This window comes from Escherichia sp. SCLE84, from assembly GCF_012584495.1.
In the GTDB taxonomy this organism is placed as follows: domain Bacteria; phylum Pseudomonadota; class Gammaproteobacteria; order Enterobacterales; family Enterobacteriaceae; genus ECMA0423.
In genome coordinates this window covers 3,809,255-3,824,954 of record NZ_CP051430.1, presented here as the reverse complement: position 1 = coordinate 3,824,954, position 15,700 = coordinate 3,809,255, and the positions used below count along the sequence as shown (strand labels likewise).

Below are 15,700 nucleotides of genomic sequence, written 5' to 3'. Positions count from 1 at the left end.
CTCAATTCCCAAACATCAATGCGGTCAGCACAAAATCCAGCCCCAGAACAGCCAGAGACGAGTGGACAACGGTGCGAGTGGTTGCCCGGCTAATCCCGGCAGACGTCGGGATGGCGTCGTAGCCGTTAAACAACGAAATCCACGTCACCGTGATGGCGAACACCACGCTCTTAATCAGACAGTTGACCAGATCCATACGCCAGTCGACGGCATTTTGCATTGCCGACCAGAAGAACCCGCTATCAATGCCTTTCCAACTGACGCCGACCAGAGATCCGCCCCAGATCCCCACGGCGACGAAAATAACCGTCAACAGTGGTAATGAAATAACCCCAGCCCAGAAACGGGGAGAAATAACCCGACGCAGCGGATCCACCGCCATCATCTCCATACTGGAGAGTTGCTCTGTAGCGCGCATCAGGCCGATTTCTGCGGTTAGCGCCGAACCAGCACGCCCGGCAAACAACAACGCGGCAACCACCGGCCCCAGTTCACGCAGTAGCGATAACGCCACCAGCATACCCAGACTGGTTTCCGCACTATAAGTGGTCAGAACCAGATAACCTTGCAGCCCCAACACCATTCCGATGAACACGCCAGAAACCACAATAATCAGCATCGACAGGACGCCGACATTATAGAGCTGGCGCACCAGCAGCGGCGCATGTTTGCGAAATTCCGGTTTGCCGACCAGCGCATTGAATAACATTAACCCGGCCCGCCCGAACGTTCTCAGGGTTTTAATCCCTTTATGTCCGAGCGACGCCAGCGCATTTAACAGCATGAGTGGCTTAACTCCCTGGTAAAAGATCAGCGTGATAATCGCCGGCAGGATAGCGGAACGGAACAGGCCCGTCAGCTATCCCGTCCAGAAACTGACGTACGCGCGGATCAGGATTCGCCTGCAACGCCTGGGCACTGCCATGAGCGACAATTTTTTTGTCCGCCAGGATCCAGGCGTGATCCGCAATACTTAACACTTCCGGCACATCGTGAGAAACCACCACACAAGTCACGCCCAGCGCGCTGTTCAGCTCAGAAATCAGCTTCACCAGTACGCCCATGGTGATGGGATCTTGCCCAACAAAAGGTTCATCAAACATGATGAGATCCGGCTCCAGCGCAATCGCACGCGCCAGCGCTGCACGCCGCGCCATCCCACCAGAAAGTTCAGAAGGCATTAGCTTAGCCGCTCCACGCAGCCCCACGGCCTCCAGCTTCATCATCACTGTACTATGCAACAATGGCGCGGGAAGTTGAGTATGTTCGCGCAGTGGATAGGCGACGTTGTCAAATACGTTCATATCAGTGAACAACGCCCCGGACTGAAATAACATGCTCATCCGTTTGCGCACTGTATACAGGCGCGAACGAGACATCGCCGGAATATTCTCACCATCGAAAAGGATCTCACCATGATCTGGTGCGATTTGCCCGCCAATCAGACGGAGTAGCGTCGTTTTACCGATGCCCGATGGCCCCATGATTGCCGTGATCTTCCCTCGCGGCACGGTCAGGGAAATATTATCGAAGATGCAGCGATTGCCACGCGTAAAACTGACATCGCGCATATCGACTAAATTCGCCACAGACTGCTCCATAATTCACCCTTCGTCTTGCGTTGATTTTCTAAGCATGGCGCTCAATTTAACCTTGAACCCAACATATTTACAGAATATTACCCGCCGTGGTTAGCGAAAGCTGGCATTTGTTTTACTTTTTAGCCGCATAAAGTCAAAATTAAGAATCCGTTACGGCTTTCTGAAAATCTTCAGCGGACCGGCGAGTATACCTGAAGAAAGGACGTTAGATGCTTTTAGCTACGGCACTGTTAATTGTTGGTTTACTTTTGGTCGTTTACAGTGCCGACCGCCTGGTTTTTGCCGCGTCTATTCTTTGCCGAACCTTTGGCATCCCGCCGCTGATCATCGGCATGACGGTGGTCAGTATTGGTACATCGTTACCAGAAATCATCGTCTCGCTTGCCGCGTCTCTGCACGAACAACGCAATTTAGCCGTTGGTACAGCCCTCGGCTCAAACATTATCAATATATTGCTGATCCTCGGTCTGGCTGCGCTGGTTCGTCCTTTTACCGTCCATTCTGATGTTCTACGCCGTGAATTACCCTTAATGTTGTTGGTCAGCGTGGTGGCCGGTTCCGTACTCTATGACGGACAACTTAGTCGCAGCGATGGTATCTTTCTCCTCTTTCTGGCTGTGCTATGGCTGCTGTTCATTGTTAAACTTGCACGTCAGGCTGAACGTCAGGGGACTGACAGCCTGACCAGAGAGCAGCTTGCAGAGCTGCCGCGTGACGGCGGATTGCCCGTCGCGTTTTTATGGCTCGGCATTGCGCTTATCATCATGCCAGTGGCCACGCGGATGGTGGTTGATAACGCCACGGTGCTGGCGAATTACTTTGCCATCAGCGAGTTGACGATGGGTCTGACGGCAATTGCTATCGGAACCAGCCTGCCGGAACTGGCAACCGCAATAGCGGGGGTTCGCAAAGGTGAAAACGACATTGCTGTCGGAAATATCATTGGCGCAAACATTTTTAATATTGTCATCGTGTTGGGTTTACCCGCGCTGATAACGCCAGGAGAGATTGATCCACTGGCGTACAGTCGTGACTACAGCGTGATGTTGCTGGTGAGCATTATTTTTGCGTTGCTGTGCTGGCGGCGCTCCCCGCAACCGGGCCGTGGTGTAGGGGTATTATTAACTGGCGGATTTATCGTATGGCTGGCGATGTTGTACTGGTTATCGCCAATACTCGTTGAATAACTGGAAACGCATTATGTCGCACGTAGAGTTACAACCGGGTTTTGACTTTCAGCAAGCAGGTAAAGAAGTCCTGGCGATTGAACGTGAATGCCTGGCGGAGCTTGATCAATACATCAATCAGAATTTCACGCTTGCTTGTGAAAAGATGTTCTGGTGTAAAGGGAAAGTTGTCGTCATGGGGATGGGGAAATCGGGGCACATCGGGCGCAAAATGGCGGCAACGTTTGCCAGCACCGGTACACCTTCATTTTTCGTCCATCCTGGTGAAGCCGCGCATGGTGATTTAGGCATGGTTACCCCACAGGATGTGGTGATTGCTATCTCTAACTCAGGTGAATCCAGCGAAATCACGGCCTTAATTCCAGTGCTTAAGCGTCTTCACGTACCGTTAATCTGCATCACCGGTCGCCCGGAGAGCAGCATGGCGCGCGCCGCAGATGTGCATCTGTGTGTTAAAGTAGCGAAAGAAGCCTGTCCGTTAGGGCTGGCACCGACCAGCAGCACCACCGCCACGCTGGTTATGGGCGATGCCCTCGCTGTCGCGCTGTTAAAAGCACGCGGCTTTACTGCTGAAGATTTTGCGCTCTCACACCCAGGCGGCGCACTGGGTCGTAAACTTCTGCTGCGCGTAAACGATATTATGCATACGGGCGATGAGATCCCGCATGTTAAGAAAACGGCCAGTCTGCGTGACGCATTGCTGGAAGTTACCCGCAAAAATCTTGGTATGACTGTCATTTGCGATGACAATATGATGATTGAAGGCATCTTTACCGACGGTGATTTACGCCGTGTCTTCGATATGGGCGTGGATGTTCGTCAGTTAAGTATTGCCGATGTGATGACGCCGGGGGGAATACGTGTGCGCCCTGGCATTCTGGCCGTTGAGGCACTGAACTTAATGCAGTCCCGCCATATCACCTCCGTGATGGTTGCCGATGGCGACCATTTACTCGGTGTGTTACATATGCATGATTTACTGCGTGCAGGCGTAGTGTAAAGATTCAAGGATAAACAACAATGAGCAAAGCAGGTGCGTCGCTTGCGACCTGTTACGGCCCTGTCAGCGCCGACGTTATGGCAAAAGCAGAGAACATTCGTCTGCTGATCCTCGACGTTGATGGCGTACTGTCAGATGGCCTGATTTATATGGGCAATAACGGCGAAGAGCTGAAAGCGTTCAATGTTCGTGACGGTTATGGCATTCGTTGTGCGCTCACCTCTGATATTGAAGTCGCTATCATTACCGGGCGAAAGGCTAAACTGGTAGAAGATCGTTGTGCCACATTGGGGATCACTCACTTGTATCAGGGGCAGTCAAACAAACTGATCGCCTTTAGCGATTTGCTGGAAAAACTGGCGATTGCCCCGGAAAATGTGGCTTATGTCGGCGATGATCTCATCGACTGGCCGGTAATGGAAAAAGTGGGTTTAAGCGTCGCCGTGGCCGATGCGCATCCACTGTTGATCCCGCGCGCCGATTACGTGACGCGCATTGCTGGCGGTCGTGGCGCAGTGCGCGAAGTTTGCGACTTATTACTCCTGGCGCAGGGCAAACTGGATGAAGCCAAAGGGCAATCGATATGAGTAAAGCCAGACGTTGGGTTATCATTGTGCTATCACTGGCGGTTCTGGTGATGATCGGCATTAATATGGCCGAAAAAGACGATACCGCCCAGGTGGTCGTCAACAACAATGATCCCACCTATAAAAGCGAGCATACGGACACGCTCGTCTATAACCCAGAAGGGGCACTAAGCTATCGATTGATTGCTCAACACGTTGAATATTATTCCGATCAGGCCGTTTCGTGGTTTACGCAGCCGGTACTTACCACGTTTGATAAGGATAAAATCCCGACATGGTCCGTAAAAGCAGATAAAGCCAAGCTGACCAATGACCGGATGCTCTATTTATATGGACACGTTGAAGTCAACGCACTCGTGCCGGACTCTCAACTTCGCAGAATCACGACGGATAACGCGCAGATCAATCTGGTGACGCAGGATGTTACCTCTGAAGACCTCGTCACGTTATACGGAACAACATTTAACTCCAGCGGTCTGAAAATGCGCGGTAACTTACGCAGCAAGAACGCCGAGCTGATTGAAAAGGTTAGAACATCCTATGAAATTCAAAACAAACAAACTCAGCCTTAATCTTGTGCTTGCCAGCTCACTTCTGGCCGCCAGCATTCCGGCATTTGCCGTAACCGGAGACACTGATCAGCCGATCCACATTGAATCGGACCAGCAATCTCTTGATATGCAAGGCAACGTGGTTACCTTTACCGGTAATGTCATCGTCACCCAGGGCACCATCAAAATTAATGCCGACAAAGTGGTTGTTACCCGTCCGGGCGGCGAACAAGGTAAAGAAGTGATTGACGGCTACGGTAAACCGGCAACGTTCTACCAGATGCAGGACAACGGTAAACCGGTTGAAGGTCACGCTTCCCAGATGCACTACGAACTGGCAAAAGATTTTGTCGTTCTGACGGGTAATGCTTATCTGCAGCAGGTTGATAGCAACATTAAGGGCGATAAGATCACTTACCTGGTAAAAGAGCAGAAAATGCAGGCTTTCAGCGACAAAGGCAAGCGCGTAACCACCGTTCTGGTGCCGTCGCAGCTGCAGGACAAAAACAACAAAGGCCAGACCCCGGCACAGAAGAAGGGTAATTAATTCGTTATGGCAACATTAACTGCAAAGAACCTTGCAAAAGCCTATAAAGGCCGTCGCGTGGTAGAAGACGTCAGCCTGACCGTCAACTCCGGGGAAATTGTCGGTCTGCTGGGGCCAAACGGTGCCGGTAAGACCACCACTTTCTACATGGTTGTAGGCATTGTGCCGCGCGATGCGGGCAACATCATTATTGATGATGACGATATCAGTCTGCTGCCTCTGCATGCACGCGCGCGCCGCGGTATCGGCTATCTGCCACAGGAAGCCTCCATTTTCCGTCGCCTCAGCGTTTACGATAACCTGATGGCGGTACTGCAAATTCGTGACGACTTGTCTGCTGAACAACGTGAAGACCGCGCGAACGAGCTGATGGAAGAGTTTCACATTGAGCACCTGCGTGACAGCATGGGGCAGTCACTCTCCGGGGGTGAACGTCGCCGTGTAGAAATTGCCCGCGCACTGGCTGCGAATCCGAAATTTATTCTGCTCGACGAACCGTTTGCCGGGGTTGACCCGATCTCGGTTATCGACATTAAACGCATCATTGAGCACCTGCGCGACAGCGGCCTGGGCGTGCTGATCACTGACCACAACGTGCGTGAAACACTGGCGGTTTGTGAACGCGCTTATATCGTCAGTCAGGGGCATTTGATCGCCCACGGCACGCCTACAGAAATCTTACAAGACGAACACGTTAAGCGTGTATACCTTGGGGAAGACTTCAGACTCTGATAGGGTAGAAGTTTGCGACGTTTTAGCAGGAGAGTACGATTCTGAACATGAAGCAAGGTTTGCAACTCAGGCTTAGCCAACAACTGGCGATGACGCCACAGCTCCAACAGGCAATTCGTCTGTTGCAGTTGTCGACGCTGGAACTTCAGCAGGAGCTACAGCAGGCGCTGGAGAGTAATCCGCTGCTTGAGCAAATCGACACTCATGAAGAAATCGACACCCGCGAAACGCAAGACAGTGAAACGCTGGACACCGCCGACGCGCTCGAACAAAAAGAGATGCCGGAAGAGCTGCCGCTCGATGCCAGTTGGGACACCATTTACACCGCTGGTACACTATCCGGCACCAGCGGTGACTACATTGACGATGAGCTGCCGGTCTATCAGGGCGAAACGACGCAGACCTTGCAGGATTACCTGATGTGGCAGGTCGAGCTGACACCGTTTTCCGACACTGACCGCGCTATTGCTACCTCTATCGTCGATGCCGTTGATGACACCGGTTATCTGACTGTCCCGCTGGAAGATATTCTCGAAAGTATGGGCGATGAAGAGATCGACATCGACGAGGTTGAAGCCGTCCTTAAGCGGATCCAACGGTTTGATCCGGTCGGTGTAGCGGCAAAAGATCTGCGTGACTGCCTGCTAATCCAACTCTCCCAATTCGATAAAACCACGCCGTGGCTGGAAGAGGCCAGACTGATCATTAGCGATCATCTCGATCTGTTAGCCAATCACGACTTCCGCACTTTAATGCGCGTCACGCGTCTGAAAGAAGATGTGCTGAAAGAAGCCGTCAATCTGATCCAGTCGCTCGATCCGCGCCCCGGGCAGTCGATCCAGACTGGCGAACCTGAGTATGTCATTCCAGATGTGCTGGTGCGTAAGCATAACGGTCACTGGACGGTAGAACTCAACAGTGACAGCATTCCGCGTCTGCAAATCAACCAGCACTACGCCTCGATGTGCAATAACGCGCGCAACGATGATGACAGCCAGTTTATCCGCAGCAATCTGCAGGATGCCAAATGGTTGATCAAGAGTCTGGAAAGCCGTAACGATACGCTACTGCGCGTGAGTCGCTGTATCGTTGAACAGCAGCAAGCCTTCTTTGAGCAAGGTGAAGAATATATGAAACCGATGGTACTGGCCGATATCGCCCAGGCTGTCGAAATGCATGAATCGACGATATCTCGCGTGACCACGCAAAAATACCTGCATAGTCCACGAGGCATTTTTGAACTGAAGTATTTCTTTTCCAGTCACGTCAATACCGAGGGCGGCGGCGAAGCTTCCTCCACGGCGATTCGTGCACTGGTGAAGAAATTAATCGCGGCGGAAAACCCAGCGAAACCGTTGAGCGACAGCAAGTTAACCTCTTTACTGTCGGAACAAGGTATCATGGTGGCACGCCGCACTGTTGCGAAGTACCGAGAGTCTTTATCCATTCCGCCGTCAAACCAGCGTAAACAGCTCGTTTGACCCAACCGATAAGGAAGACACTATGCAGCTCAACATTACCGGAAATAACGTCGAGATCACCGAGGCACTGCGCGAATTTGTTACAGCTAAATTTGCCAAACTTGAGCAATATTTTGACCGAATCAACCAGGTCTATGTTGTTCTGAAAGTGGAGAAAGTCACCCACACCTCAGATGCAACACTGCATGTAAACGGTGGTGAAATTCATGCCAGCGCGGAAGGTCAGGACATGTACGCTGCCATTGATGGCTTAATTGATAAGCTGGCACGCCAGTTGACCAAACATAAAGATAAACTGAAACAACACTAATTGTCCGGGCAATTAGCATGTGCATGGCGGCCTGTTGTGCGGCACAACGGGCCATTTGTACGGTTAATGCTCCGAGCCTGTTCCACTGTTTGAGTGGGCAGGTTCTTAGGTGAAATTATGACAAATAATGATACAACTCTACAGCTTAGCAGTGTTCTTAACAGGGAATGTACGCGAAGCCGCGTCCACTGTCAGAGCAAAAAACGCGCCCTGGAAATCATCAGCGAGCTGGCGGCGAAACAACTTAGCCTGCCGCCTCAGGTGGTTTTTGAAGCTATCCTGACGCGGGAAAAAATGGGCAGTACCGGTATCGGCAATGGTATTGCCATTCCGCATGGCAAACTGGAAGAAGATACTCTGCGCGCCGTTGGCGTTTTCGTTCAGCTCGAAACGCCTATAGCTTTCGATGCCATCGACAACCAACCGGTGGACTTACTTTTTGCCCTGCTGGTGCCGGCAGACCAAACTAAAACGCACCTGCATACTCTGTCGCTGGTGGCGAAACGTCTGGCGGACAAAACCATCTGCCGCCGTTTACGCGCAGCCCAGAGCGATGAAGAGCTGTATCAAATCATTACGGATACCGAAGGTACTCCGGATGAAGCGTAGTTATTCGGTAATGTCTCTTTTAGACGTTGTGAGGAGAAACAGTACATGGTACTGATGATCGTCAGCGGACGTTCAGGTTCAGGTAAATCTGTCGCCCTGCGTGCGCTGGAAGATATGGGTTTTTACTGCGTGGATAACCTTCCCGTAGTGTTGTTACCCGATCTGGCTCGAACTCTGGCCGATCGCGAGATTTCTGCCGCCGTCAGCATTGATGTTCGTAATATGCCGGAGTCACCAGAAATATTCGAACAGGCGATGAGTAACCTGCCTGACGCTTTCTCACCGCAACTACTGTTCCTGGATGCCGACCGTAATACCTTAATTCGTCGTTACAGTGACACGCGCCGACTGCATCCGCTTTCCAGCAAAAACCTGTCGCTGGAAAGTGCTATCGACAAAGAAAGCGATTTGCTGGAGCCTCTGCGTTCGCGAGCGGATCTGATTGTCGATACCTCAGAAATGTCCGTTCACGAGCTGGCTGAAATGCTGCGTACCCGTCTGCTGGGTAAACGTGAACGCGAACTGACCATGGTCTTTGAGTCTTTCGGCTTCAAACACGGTATCCCTATCGATGCAGATTACGTCTTTGACGTGCGCTTCTTGCCGAACCCGCACTGGGATCCGAAACTGCGTCCAATGACAGGTCTTGATAAACCTGTCGCCGCGTTCCTCGACCGCCACACAGAAGTACACAATTTTATCTACCAGACGCGAAGCTATCTTGAACTATGGTTACCTATGCTGGAAACCAACAACCGTAGCTACTTGACGGTCGCCATTGGTTGTACCGGCGGGAAGCACCGTTCGGTGTATATTGCAGAGCAACTGGCAGACTACTTCCGCTCGCGCGGTAAAAACGTCCAGTCACGCCATCGTACGCTGGAAAAACGTAAACCATGACCGTCAAGCAAACTGTTGAAATCACAAACAAGCTGGGCATGCATGCCCGGCCTGCAATGAAGCTGTTTGAATTAATGCAGGGTTTTGACGCTGAAGTGCTGTTACGTAATGACGAAGGCACCGAGGCCGAAGCCAACAGCGTTATTGCGCTGCTGATGTTGGATTCTGCCAAAGGACGGCAGATTGAAGTTGAAGCGACCGGCCCACAGGAAGAGGAAGCACTGGCCGCCGTTATCGCCCTCTTTAACTCTGGTTTTGATGAAGATTAATCTTCATCACTTTGACATACAACTCCCTTCAAACTCCCCCCGACAATAAGAAAATCACGTACTGAAATCGTTCTCAATCAACGTCATTTGTACATTTTGTGCGCTTTTCACTTTCAGAAGAACCTTAAGAAAACCTTAAGAGGCATTGTTTAGGTTTTGTTTAAGTTAATCGACCATACTGGAGATCGTCAGAAAATATTTCCAGGAGATGGCATGATTCGCTTATCTGAACAAAGTCCCCTGGGCACCGGAAGACATCGGAAATGTTATGCGCATCCGGAAGATGCCCAACGCTGTATCAAGATTGTCTACCATCGTGGCGATGGTGGCGATAAAGAGATCCGCCGTGAGTTAAAGTACTACGCGCATCTTGGTCGCCGGTTAAAAGACTGGAGTGGAATACCGCGCTATCACGGTACCGTTGAGACGGATTGCGGAACCGGTTATGTCTACGATGTGATTGCAGATTTTGACGGTAAACCCTCCATTACGCTGACCGAATTTGCTGAACAATGCCGTTACGAAGAAGACATTGCACAACTGCGCCAGCTACTGAAACAGCTGAAGCGTTATTTGCAGGATAACCGTATCGTGACGATGTCGCTGAAGCCGCAGAATATCCTCTGTCACCGCATCAGTGAGTCAGAGGTTATCCCGGTCGTCTGTGACAACATTGGTGAAAGCACATTGATTCCACTGGCGACCTGGTCGAAGTGGTGTTGTCTGCGTAAGCAAGAGCGGTTATGGAAACGATTTATCGCCCAACCGGCGCTGGCTATTGCCCTGCAGAAAGATCTGCAACCTCGTGAGAGCAAAACGCTGGCCCTCACTTCGCGCGAAGCTTAATCCAGCTGGTGTTGTTGCATAAACGGCTCACCGCCTAACTGATACATCTGCCGTAAAATCCACGCCTGACGGCTACGCACGTAGCCCGATGGCGAGGAGACTTTGAAACGAAGTGGATTAGGTAATACAGCTGCCAGTAATGCAGCTTCCGACCGGGTAAGTTTGCTCGCGGGTTTGTGGAAATAACGTTGTGCCGCAGCTTCGACGCCAAACACACCGTCGCCAAATTCGGCGATATTCAGGTAAACCGTCAGGATACGCTTTTTGCTCCAGACTGTTTCTATCCCCAGCGTTAATCCAGCTTCCAGCCCTTTTCGTACCCAGCTACGCCCATCCCATAAAAAGAGATTTTTGGCCGTCTGCTGAGAAATCGTTGAAGCACCGCGAATACGGTTTTCATTGCGCTCGTTGTGCGCCAGGGCTTTCTCAATGGAAGCGACATCAAAGCCCCAGTGCTCAGGAAATTTCTGATCTTCTGCGGCAATCACCGCCAGTCCCATCCACGGCGAGATTTGATCCATACTGACCCAGTCAGAATGTGCCACGTAACGAAAATTGCCATGCAGCCAGGCGCTGACCTGTCGCTCGACCATTACCGCTGAGAAGGGAACAGGCGCAACACTAAACAACGCGATGCCCCCGCCCCAGAAAACGGCGAGGACAACCATTAACCGCAAAAGAAAACGGCGAACGAAACTAAACACCGTTAAGCGGCTTTTACTCATTCAGCCAGAACCAGCACGCGGGAAACCAGCTTATCAATGCCGCTCGCCGCTTCTGCAATGTTCTGCGCCAGCATATATGCTGGGGTGGTGACAATCTTATTGTCTTCATCAACCACGATATCATCGACAGGACAGGGCACATGCTCCGCGCCCATCTCTTCCAGCACTTCTGCGGTATCGATATCAGTACCGATGGTCAAACGCAGCGGGAAATCGAAAATTTTCGGCAGCATCGCCGGGGCAATACACATAAAACCAAGCGGTTTTCCGGCCTGATGCATCGCTTGTGCCAGCGCCTTTAATTCACGGTCAACGGTGCATTCGCTACCAAGAGTGGCAAAATTGCTTAAATTCTTCGCCGCGCCAAACCCCCCCGGCACAATCAACGCATCCAGTTCAGCGGCATCGGCCTGGGCCAGAGGACGGATTTCACCGCGCGTTATTCGTGCCGCTTCAATCAGCACGTTGCGCGTTTCCGTCATCGCTTCGCCAGTTAAATGGTTGATAACATCAACCTGCTGCTTATCCGGTGCAAAGCAGACCGCCTGCGCACCGCTGCGTGAAATAGCTAACAACGTCAACACCGCTTCATGAATTTCAGAACCGTCATAGACGCCGCATCCGCTCAGAATTACGCCAATTTTCTTCATTGTGATCATCCTTTCGCAATTGACTGAAACACATTAATTTTTTTAATAAAAATGGTACGCATCACACATTTAACTGATTCATGTAACAAATCATTTAAGTTTTGCTATCTTAACTGCGTGCGGCCTGAAAAACAGTGCTGTGCCCTTGTAACTCATCATAATAATTTACGGCGCAGCCAAGATTTCCCTGGTGTTGGCGCAGTATTCGCGCACCCCGGTCTAGCCGGGGTCATTTTTTAGTGGCTTTTGCCACCCACGCTTTCAGCACTTCTACGTCGTGACGCCACTCTTCTTTCATCTCTTCAATCCATTCACCGACGTTATCTTCCCAGGCAGGAAGGTCCGGAGACTGAATTTGCTGACCCAGCTGTTGCAGATGGCGTAACCCCACTGACCCCGCCGCACCTTTAATTTTATGTCCTTCCTCTACAATGCCTTTTTTATCCTGCGCCGTCAGATTCGACTCCAGCACGCTGACATAGCCCGGCATCATCTTCTCAAACACCGCTAACCCGTCGGTGATCAGCTTCGGTCCTACAAGTTCGAGATACTGTTCCAGCATGGGAATATCGAGCAATGCTTCTGATTTACTGTTCTCTTCTGTCGTCACCGTACTCTCCTCATCATCCTGGGTATCCCAGAATTTCTTGATCATCGCGGTTAGCGCCGGAACCGAAAGCGGCTTACTCAGCACATCATCCATTCCAGCATTGAGGTACTCTTGTTTGTCTTTCAGCACGTTAGCGGTTAAGGCCACCAGCGGCGGTAAATCCTCGCGCGGATAACGCTTCGTCAGTTCACGAGAGATATCCAGCCCGGTCATATCTGGCAACTGAATATCCAGCAACACCAGGTCGTATTCGCCCGGTTTAAACATCTCCAGCGCCGCCTTGCCGGTCATGGCGACATCAACGCTGTTACCTAATTTTTCCAGCACAGAACGCGCAACAATCACGTTCAGTTCAATGTCTTCCACCAGCAGCACATTCAGCGCCGGTAAAGGCATATCGTCTTCATCAAACGCATCATCGACCTCTTCTGCTACCGACGGTGCGTGGATCGTCAACGTAAAGGTTGAACCTTTGCCCTGTTCGCTGGTAACCGTAATATCGCCGCCCATATTTTTCGCCAGACGACGAGAAACGGCCAGACCAATACCGGTGCCGGTGGCAGGTTTACCGCCATGACTGTCTTTCACCTGGTAATACATGGCGAAAATTTTATCCAGCTCATCCTGCGGAATGCCGATACCAGAGTCTTCCACTTCAAAATGCAGCATATCGCCTTCATCGTAGCGCACGCGCACGGTAACCTGGCCTTGCTGGGTGAATTTGACGGCGTTACTGATGAGGTTCCACAGGATCTGCCGTAAACGCGTCCCGTCGGTAATGACCTGATGCGGTAATGGCAGCGTCGGCTCCAGGTTAAAGCGCAATCCTTTTTGTTGCGCCTGCAATGCGGAGAGATTTTCCAGATCGGCAAGGAAGCTGGTGAAATCAACCGGTTGATTATCAAGCTGGACCTTGCGCCGTTCCATCTTATCCATGTCGATAATATCGTTAAAGATATTCCCCAGCGTGACGGCCGAAACATGGATGGTCTTGAGATATTTTTCCTGCTCGGCGGTGAGTTCGGTATCCAGCAGAATACGGCTCAGGCCGACGATACCGTTCAGCGGTGTACGCAATTCGTGACTGATGGTGGAAATAAACGTCGTTTTGTCGCGGCTGGCCCGTTCAAGCGCATCCTGATACCGCTTACGCTCGGTAATGTCGCGACCAAAGCCCATCAAACCGTGACGTTTACCCACGCGGTCGTAGTACGGCACTTTACGGATTTCAAAGCAGGCTTTGCGCCCGTCCGGGTAATCCAGCCACTGTTCATAGGTCAGTGACACATTATGACGGAACACTTTTTCATCGGTTTCAATGACTTTTGCGGCGGCTTCCGGTGAGTAAACATCAGCAGGTTTCAGGTGAACCAGTTGTTTTTCGCTTTTTCCGGTCAGCAGCTCCATCGCGCGGTTACAGCCGGAAAACTCTTTATCTTCGTTACGATAAAAAACCAGGTCGGGTGAAGCATCAAGGAAGGAACGTAAGAATGAGGATTGCTGCTCGAGCTGAATTTGTGTCTCTTCGCGCTCTTTGATTTCAATTTTCAGTTGGCCGAAGGTTTCCTGCAGTTCTGCTTCCGCTTTTTCACGAACGGCAATTTCCTGATTTAGCTGGGCAATATTATCTTTTAACTGAACGTTGAGGCTCAAATCGCGCTCGCGCATCTCCTCCAGTTTTTGCACCAGCCGTGACAGACGTTGTCGTGACTCCTCCAGTTGCTCGACGACCACCGATAGAAAGTAGACCGCCCACGGCGTAATCAGCAAACCAAAGAAGATAGAACGAATAACATCAATGCTTTCGACCTGACCATGCAGCACCATGGTTACCGCCATTTGTACCACAATGGCAAGAACGACGAGGGCCAGCGCCAGCAACATTGAGAAGCGCACCAGACCTAACTTCATCATCAGGTCAACATAATACTGCGCCAGCAGACGAATTTGCTTCATTAGGGAATTCCTTCACGACAACCTGCCCCAATAATACCCAATTCTGACAGTTACGTTATAAATTGTGTGAGAAATGCGGAATTCCCCTCAACGACCTACTCCGTTGGAGGTATCCACGGACATTCCAGCGCCGATCCCTGTACGCCATGTTCATTCAGATAGCGATCCAGCTCGACCATTCCCGTCCATCGATTTTCGCACCACAGAGGAGCAAGCAGCGTCGGGCGACGGGCGCTGGCGGAAATGCGGTGGTAGATCACTTCCGGTGGCGTATGGCGAATCATTTCTCCGGCAGTGAGCGTGTAATCCTCCAGTTCAATACCGTTCAAACGCCCCGCTTCCCAGGCTTTCGCCATAATGCTGCCTTTCACAATATGCAGCGGATGCAGCTTTATGCCGTCCACGCCGGTTTCAACCACTCGCTCCAGCGTTTGCAAACATTCAGCCTGCCCTTCGCCAGGCAGGCCGACAATTAAGTGGGAACACACCTTCAGCCCGCGCTGACGTGCCAGCTGGGTTGTACGCTGATAACAGGCAAAATCATGGCCGCGGTTGATGCGATGCAGTGTTTTGTCGTGGGCGGTTTGTAGCCCCAGCTCCAGCCACACTTCGTAACCCTGGTCCTTATATTCGCAAAGCAGATCCAGCACCGCATCCGGCACGCAGTCCGGGCGGGTACCAACACACAAACCGACAATATTGGCCTGGCTCACCGCCTGCTGATACATAGAACGCAGCACCTGAACTTCCGCAAAGGTGCTGGTATACGCCTGAAAGTAGGCCAGATAGCGTTTAGCGCGGTTAACTAAATTCGCCTGGTGCGCCAGTTGCTCGGCAATGGAACGATGCTGCTGCGCTTCATCGGCAAACGAGGCAACATTACAGAATGTGCAGCCACCACGCCCGATGGTACCGTCACGGTTAGGGCAGCTAAAACCGCCGTGTAGCGTCAGCTTATGCACCTTTTGCCCATAACGACGGGTGAGATCACCACCAAACATATTGACTAATTTCTGTAACTGCATAATCTGATAGACCGCGCCTTGAAAAGAGGCCAAAGCCTGCCATTTTTAGCTCAATTCGGCGATGACCTGGATCAATCGTCCCGGCCTGCTTTTATCAACTGCATAATCAATCAA

At 51.4% G+C, this 15,700-nt stretch carries 18 protein-coding genes; 12 read left to right on the top strand and 6 right to left on the bottom strand.

Annotation, left to right across the window (positions count from 1 at the left end):
* Window position 1: 1 nt before the first annotated feature.
* Both mlaE and mlaF read right to left on the bottom strand, forming a co-directional pair.
* Window positions 2-784 (bottom strand): lipid asymmetry maintenance ABC transporter permease subunit MlaE, encoded by a 783-nt coding sequence (mlaE, locus tag HGD79_RS18540; protein WP_000925795.1) that lies wholly within the window; start codon window positions 782-784, stop codon window positions 2-4.
* Between the two features lie 7 nt (window positions 785-791).
* Window positions 792-1,601, bottom strand: a complete 810-nt coding sequence (mlaF, locus tag HGD79_RS18535) for a phospholipid ABC transporter ATP-binding protein MlaF (protein WP_000438245.1) — start codon at window positions 1,599-1,601, stop codon at window positions 792-794.
* 209 nt (window positions 1,602-1,810) lie between these two features.
* On the opposite strand from mlaF, the gene HGD79_RS18530 reads away from it, so the two are divergent.
* The 12 genes from HGD79_RS18530 (at window position 1,811) to yrbL (ending at window position 10,620) form a co-directional block, all read left to right on the top strand.
* A complete protein-coding gene (locus HGD79_RS18530) occupies window positions 1,811-2,788 on the top strand; it encodes a calcium/sodium antiporter (RefSeq protein ID WP_096147531.1) in 978 nt (325 codons plus the stop codon).
* Between the two features lie 13 nt (window positions 2,789-2,801).
* Window positions 2,802-3,788, top strand: coding sequence for an arabinose-5-phosphate isomerase KdsD (gene kdsD, locus HGD79_RS18525; protein WP_001295557.1), 987 nt, complete (start codon window positions 2,802-2,804; stop codon window positions 3,786-3,788).
* Between the two features lie 20 nt (window positions 3,789-3,808).
* The gene (gene kdsC / locus HGD79_RS18520) at window positions 3,809-4,375 is read left to right on the top strand and encodes a 3-deoxy-manno-octulosonate-8-phosphatase KdsC (RefSeq protein WP_000030016.1); all 567 of its coding nucleotides are present in this window, start codon (window positions 3,809-3,811) and stop codon (window positions 4,373-4,375) included.
* The gene (gene lptC / locus HGD79_RS18515; protein WP_000030537.1) at window positions 4,372-4,947 is read left to right on the top strand and encodes an LPS export ABC transporter periplasmic protein LptC; all 576 of its coding nucleotides are present in this window, start codon (window positions 4,372-4,374) and stop codon (window positions 4,945-4,947) included. The genes kdsC and lptC overlap by 4 nt, the downstream gene beginning before the upstream one ends.
* Complete coding sequence (gene lptA, locus HGD79_RS18510; protein ID WP_000669785.1) at window positions 4,916-5,473, top strand: lipopolysaccharide ABC transporter substrate-binding protein LptA; 558 nt, start codon at window positions 4,916-4,918, stop codon at window positions 5,471-5,473. The genes lptC and lptA overlap by 32 nt, the downstream gene beginning before the upstream one ends.
* A 6-nt stretch (window positions 5,474-5,479) precedes the next feature.
* A complete protein-coding gene (gene lptB / locus HGD79_RS18505) occupies window positions 5,480-6,205 on the top strand; it encodes an LPS export ABC transporter ATP-binding protein (RefSeq protein WP_000224099.1) in 726 nt (241 codons plus the stop codon).
* Window positions 6,206-6,252: 47 nt separating this feature from the next.
* Complete coding sequence (gene rpoN, locus HGD79_RS18500) at window positions 6,253-7,686, top strand: RNA polymerase factor sigma-54 (RefSeq protein WP_168848470.1); 1,434 nt, start codon at window positions 6,253-6,255, stop codon at window positions 7,684-7,686.
* Between the two features lie 22 nt (window positions 7,687-7,708).
* Window positions 7,709-7,996, top strand: a complete 288-nt coding sequence (gene hpf, locus HGD79_RS18495) for a ribosome hibernation promoting factor (RefSeq protein ID WP_001176599.1) — start codon at window positions 7,709-7,711, stop codon at window positions 7,994-7,996.
* 117 nt (window positions 7,997-8,113) lie between these two features.
* Window positions 8,114-8,605, top strand: a complete 492-nt coding sequence (gene ptsN, locus HGD79_RS18490; RefSeq protein WP_000183676.1) for a PTS IIA-like nitrogen regulatory protein PtsN — start codon at window positions 8,114-8,116, stop codon at window positions 8,603-8,605.
* A 45-nt stretch (window positions 8,606-8,650) separates the two neighbouring features.
* Window positions 8,651-9,505, top strand: coding sequence for an RNase adapter RapZ (rapZ, locus tag HGD79_RS18485; RefSeq protein WP_000243741.1), 855 nt, complete (start codon window positions 8,651-8,653; stop codon window positions 9,503-9,505).
* Window positions 9,502-9,774, top strand: coding sequence for a PTS phosphocarrier protein NPr (npr, locus tag HGD79_RS18480; protein ID WP_000216791.1), 273 nt, complete (start codon window positions 9,502-9,504; stop codon window positions 9,772-9,774). Before rapZ ends, npr begins: the two co-directional genes overlap by 4 nt.
* A 213-nt stretch (window positions 9,775-9,987) precedes the next feature.
* Window positions 9,988-10,620: a PhoP regulatory network protein YrbL gene (gene yrbL / locus HGD79_RS18475; RefSeq protein WP_000620405.1), complete on the top strand. Its 633-nt coding sequence runs from the start codon at window positions 9,988-9,990 to the stop codon at window positions 10,618-10,620.
* Here the strand turns inward: yrbL and mtgA are convergent.
* The 4 genes from mtgA to HGD79_RS18455 form a co-directional block, all read right to left on the bottom strand.
* The gene (gene mtgA, locus HGD79_RS18470; protein WP_000047091.1) at window positions 10,617-11,345 is read right to left on the bottom strand and encodes a monofunctional biosynthetic peptidoglycan transglycosylase; all 729 of its coding nucleotides are present in this window, start codon (window positions 11,343-11,345) and stop codon (window positions 10,617-10,619) included. The two genes, yrbL and mtgA, sit on opposite strands and share 4 nt — an antisense overlap.
* Window positions 11,342-11,995 carry an isoprenoid biosynthesis glyoxalase ElbB gene (elbB, locus tag HGD79_RS18465; RefSeq protein ID WP_001299134.1) on the bottom strand — a complete coding sequence of 218 codons (654 nt, stop codon included), beginning with the start codon at window positions 11,993-11,995 and terminating at the stop codon, window positions 11,342-11,344. The genes mtgA and elbB overlap by 4 nt, the downstream gene beginning before the upstream one ends.
* A gap of 229 nt (window positions 11,996-12,224) precedes the next feature.
* Window positions 12,225-14,561 carry an aerobic respiration two-component sensor histidine kinase ArcB gene (gene arcB, locus HGD79_RS18460; RefSeq protein ID WP_000809774.1) on the bottom strand — a complete coding sequence of 779 codons (2,337 nt, stop codon included), beginning with the start codon at window positions 14,559-14,561 and terminating at the stop codon, window positions 12,225-12,227.
* A gap of 95 nt (window positions 14,562-14,656) precedes the next feature.
* Window positions 14,657-15,586, bottom strand: a complete 930-nt coding sequence (locus HGD79_RS18455) for a TIGR01212 family radical SAM protein (RefSeq protein WP_168848469.1) — start codon at window positions 15,584-15,586, stop codon at window positions 14,657-14,659.
* Window positions 15,587-15,700: the final 114 nt, after the last annotated feature.

Excerpts from the sequence above, each read along its gene's own strand:
- lptA (WP_000669785.1), top strand. The coding sequence starts at position 4,916 with ATGAAATTCAAAACAAACAAACTCAGCCTTAATCTTGTGCTTGCCAGC.
- ptsN (WP_000183676.1), top strand. The coding sequence starts at position 8,114 with ATGACAAATAATGATACAACTCTACAGCTTAGCAGTGTTCTTAACAGG.
- arcB (WP_000809774.1), bottom strand. The coding sequence starts at position 14,561 with ATGAAGCAAATTCGTCTGCTGGCGCAGTATTATGTTGACCTGATGATG.
- hpf (WP_001176599.1), top strand. The coding sequence starts at position 7,709 with ATGCAGCTCAACATTACCGGAAATAACGTCGAGATCACCGAGGCACTG.
- elbB (WP_001299134.1), bottom strand. The coding sequence starts at position 11,995 with ATGAAGAAAATTGGCGTAATTCTGAGCGGATGCGGCGTCTATGACGGT.
- yrbL (WP_000620405.1), top strand. The coding sequence starts at position 9,988 with ATGATTCGCTTATCTGAACAAAGTCCCCTGGGCACCGGAAGACATCGG.
- rpoN (WP_168848470.1), top strand. The coding sequence starts at position 6,253 with ATGAAGCAAGGTTTGCAACTCAGGCTTAGCCAACAACTGGCGATGACG.
- HGD79_RS18530 (WP_096147531.1), top strand. The coding sequence starts at position 1,811 with ATGCTTTTAGCTACGGCACTGTTAATTGTTGGTTTACTTTTGGTCGTT.
- npr (WP_000216791.1), top strand. The coding sequence starts at position 9,502 with ATGACCGTCAAGCAAACTGTTGAAATCACAAACAAGCTGGGCATGCAT.
- mlaF (WP_000438245.1), bottom strand. The coding sequence starts at position 1,601 with ATGGAGCAGTCTGTGGCGAATTTAGTCGATATGCGCGATGTCAGTTTT.
- kdsD (WP_001295557.1), top strand. The coding sequence starts at position 2,802 with ATGTCGCACGTAGAGTTACAACCGGGTTTTGACTTTCAGCAAGCAGGT.
- HGD79_RS18455 (WP_168848469.1), bottom strand. The coding sequence starts at position 15,586 with ATGCAGTTACAGAAATTAGTCAATATGTTTGGTGGTGATCTCACCCGT.
- mtgA (WP_000047091.1), bottom strand. The coding sequence starts at position 11,345 with ATGAGTAAAAGCCGCTTAACGGTGTTTAGTTTCGTTCGCCGTTTTCTT.
- lptB (WP_000224099.1), top strand. The coding sequence starts at position 5,480 with ATGGCAACATTAACTGCAAAGAACCTTGCAAAAGCCTATAAAGGCCGT.
- lptC (WP_000030537.1), top strand. The coding sequence starts at position 4,372 with ATGAGTAAAGCCAGACGTTGGGTTATCATTGTGCTATCACTGGCGGTT.
- kdsC (WP_000030016.1), top strand. The coding sequence starts at position 3,809 with ATGAGCAAAGCAGGTGCGTCGCTTGCGACCTGTTACGGCCCTGTCAGC.
- rapZ (WP_000243741.1), top strand. The coding sequence starts at position 8,651 with ATGGTACTGATGATCGTCAGCGGACGTTCAGGTTCAGGTAAATCTGTC.
- mlaE (WP_000925795.1), bottom strand. The coding sequence starts at position 784 with ATGCTGTTAAATGCGCTGGCGTCGCTCGGACATAAAGGGATTAAAACC.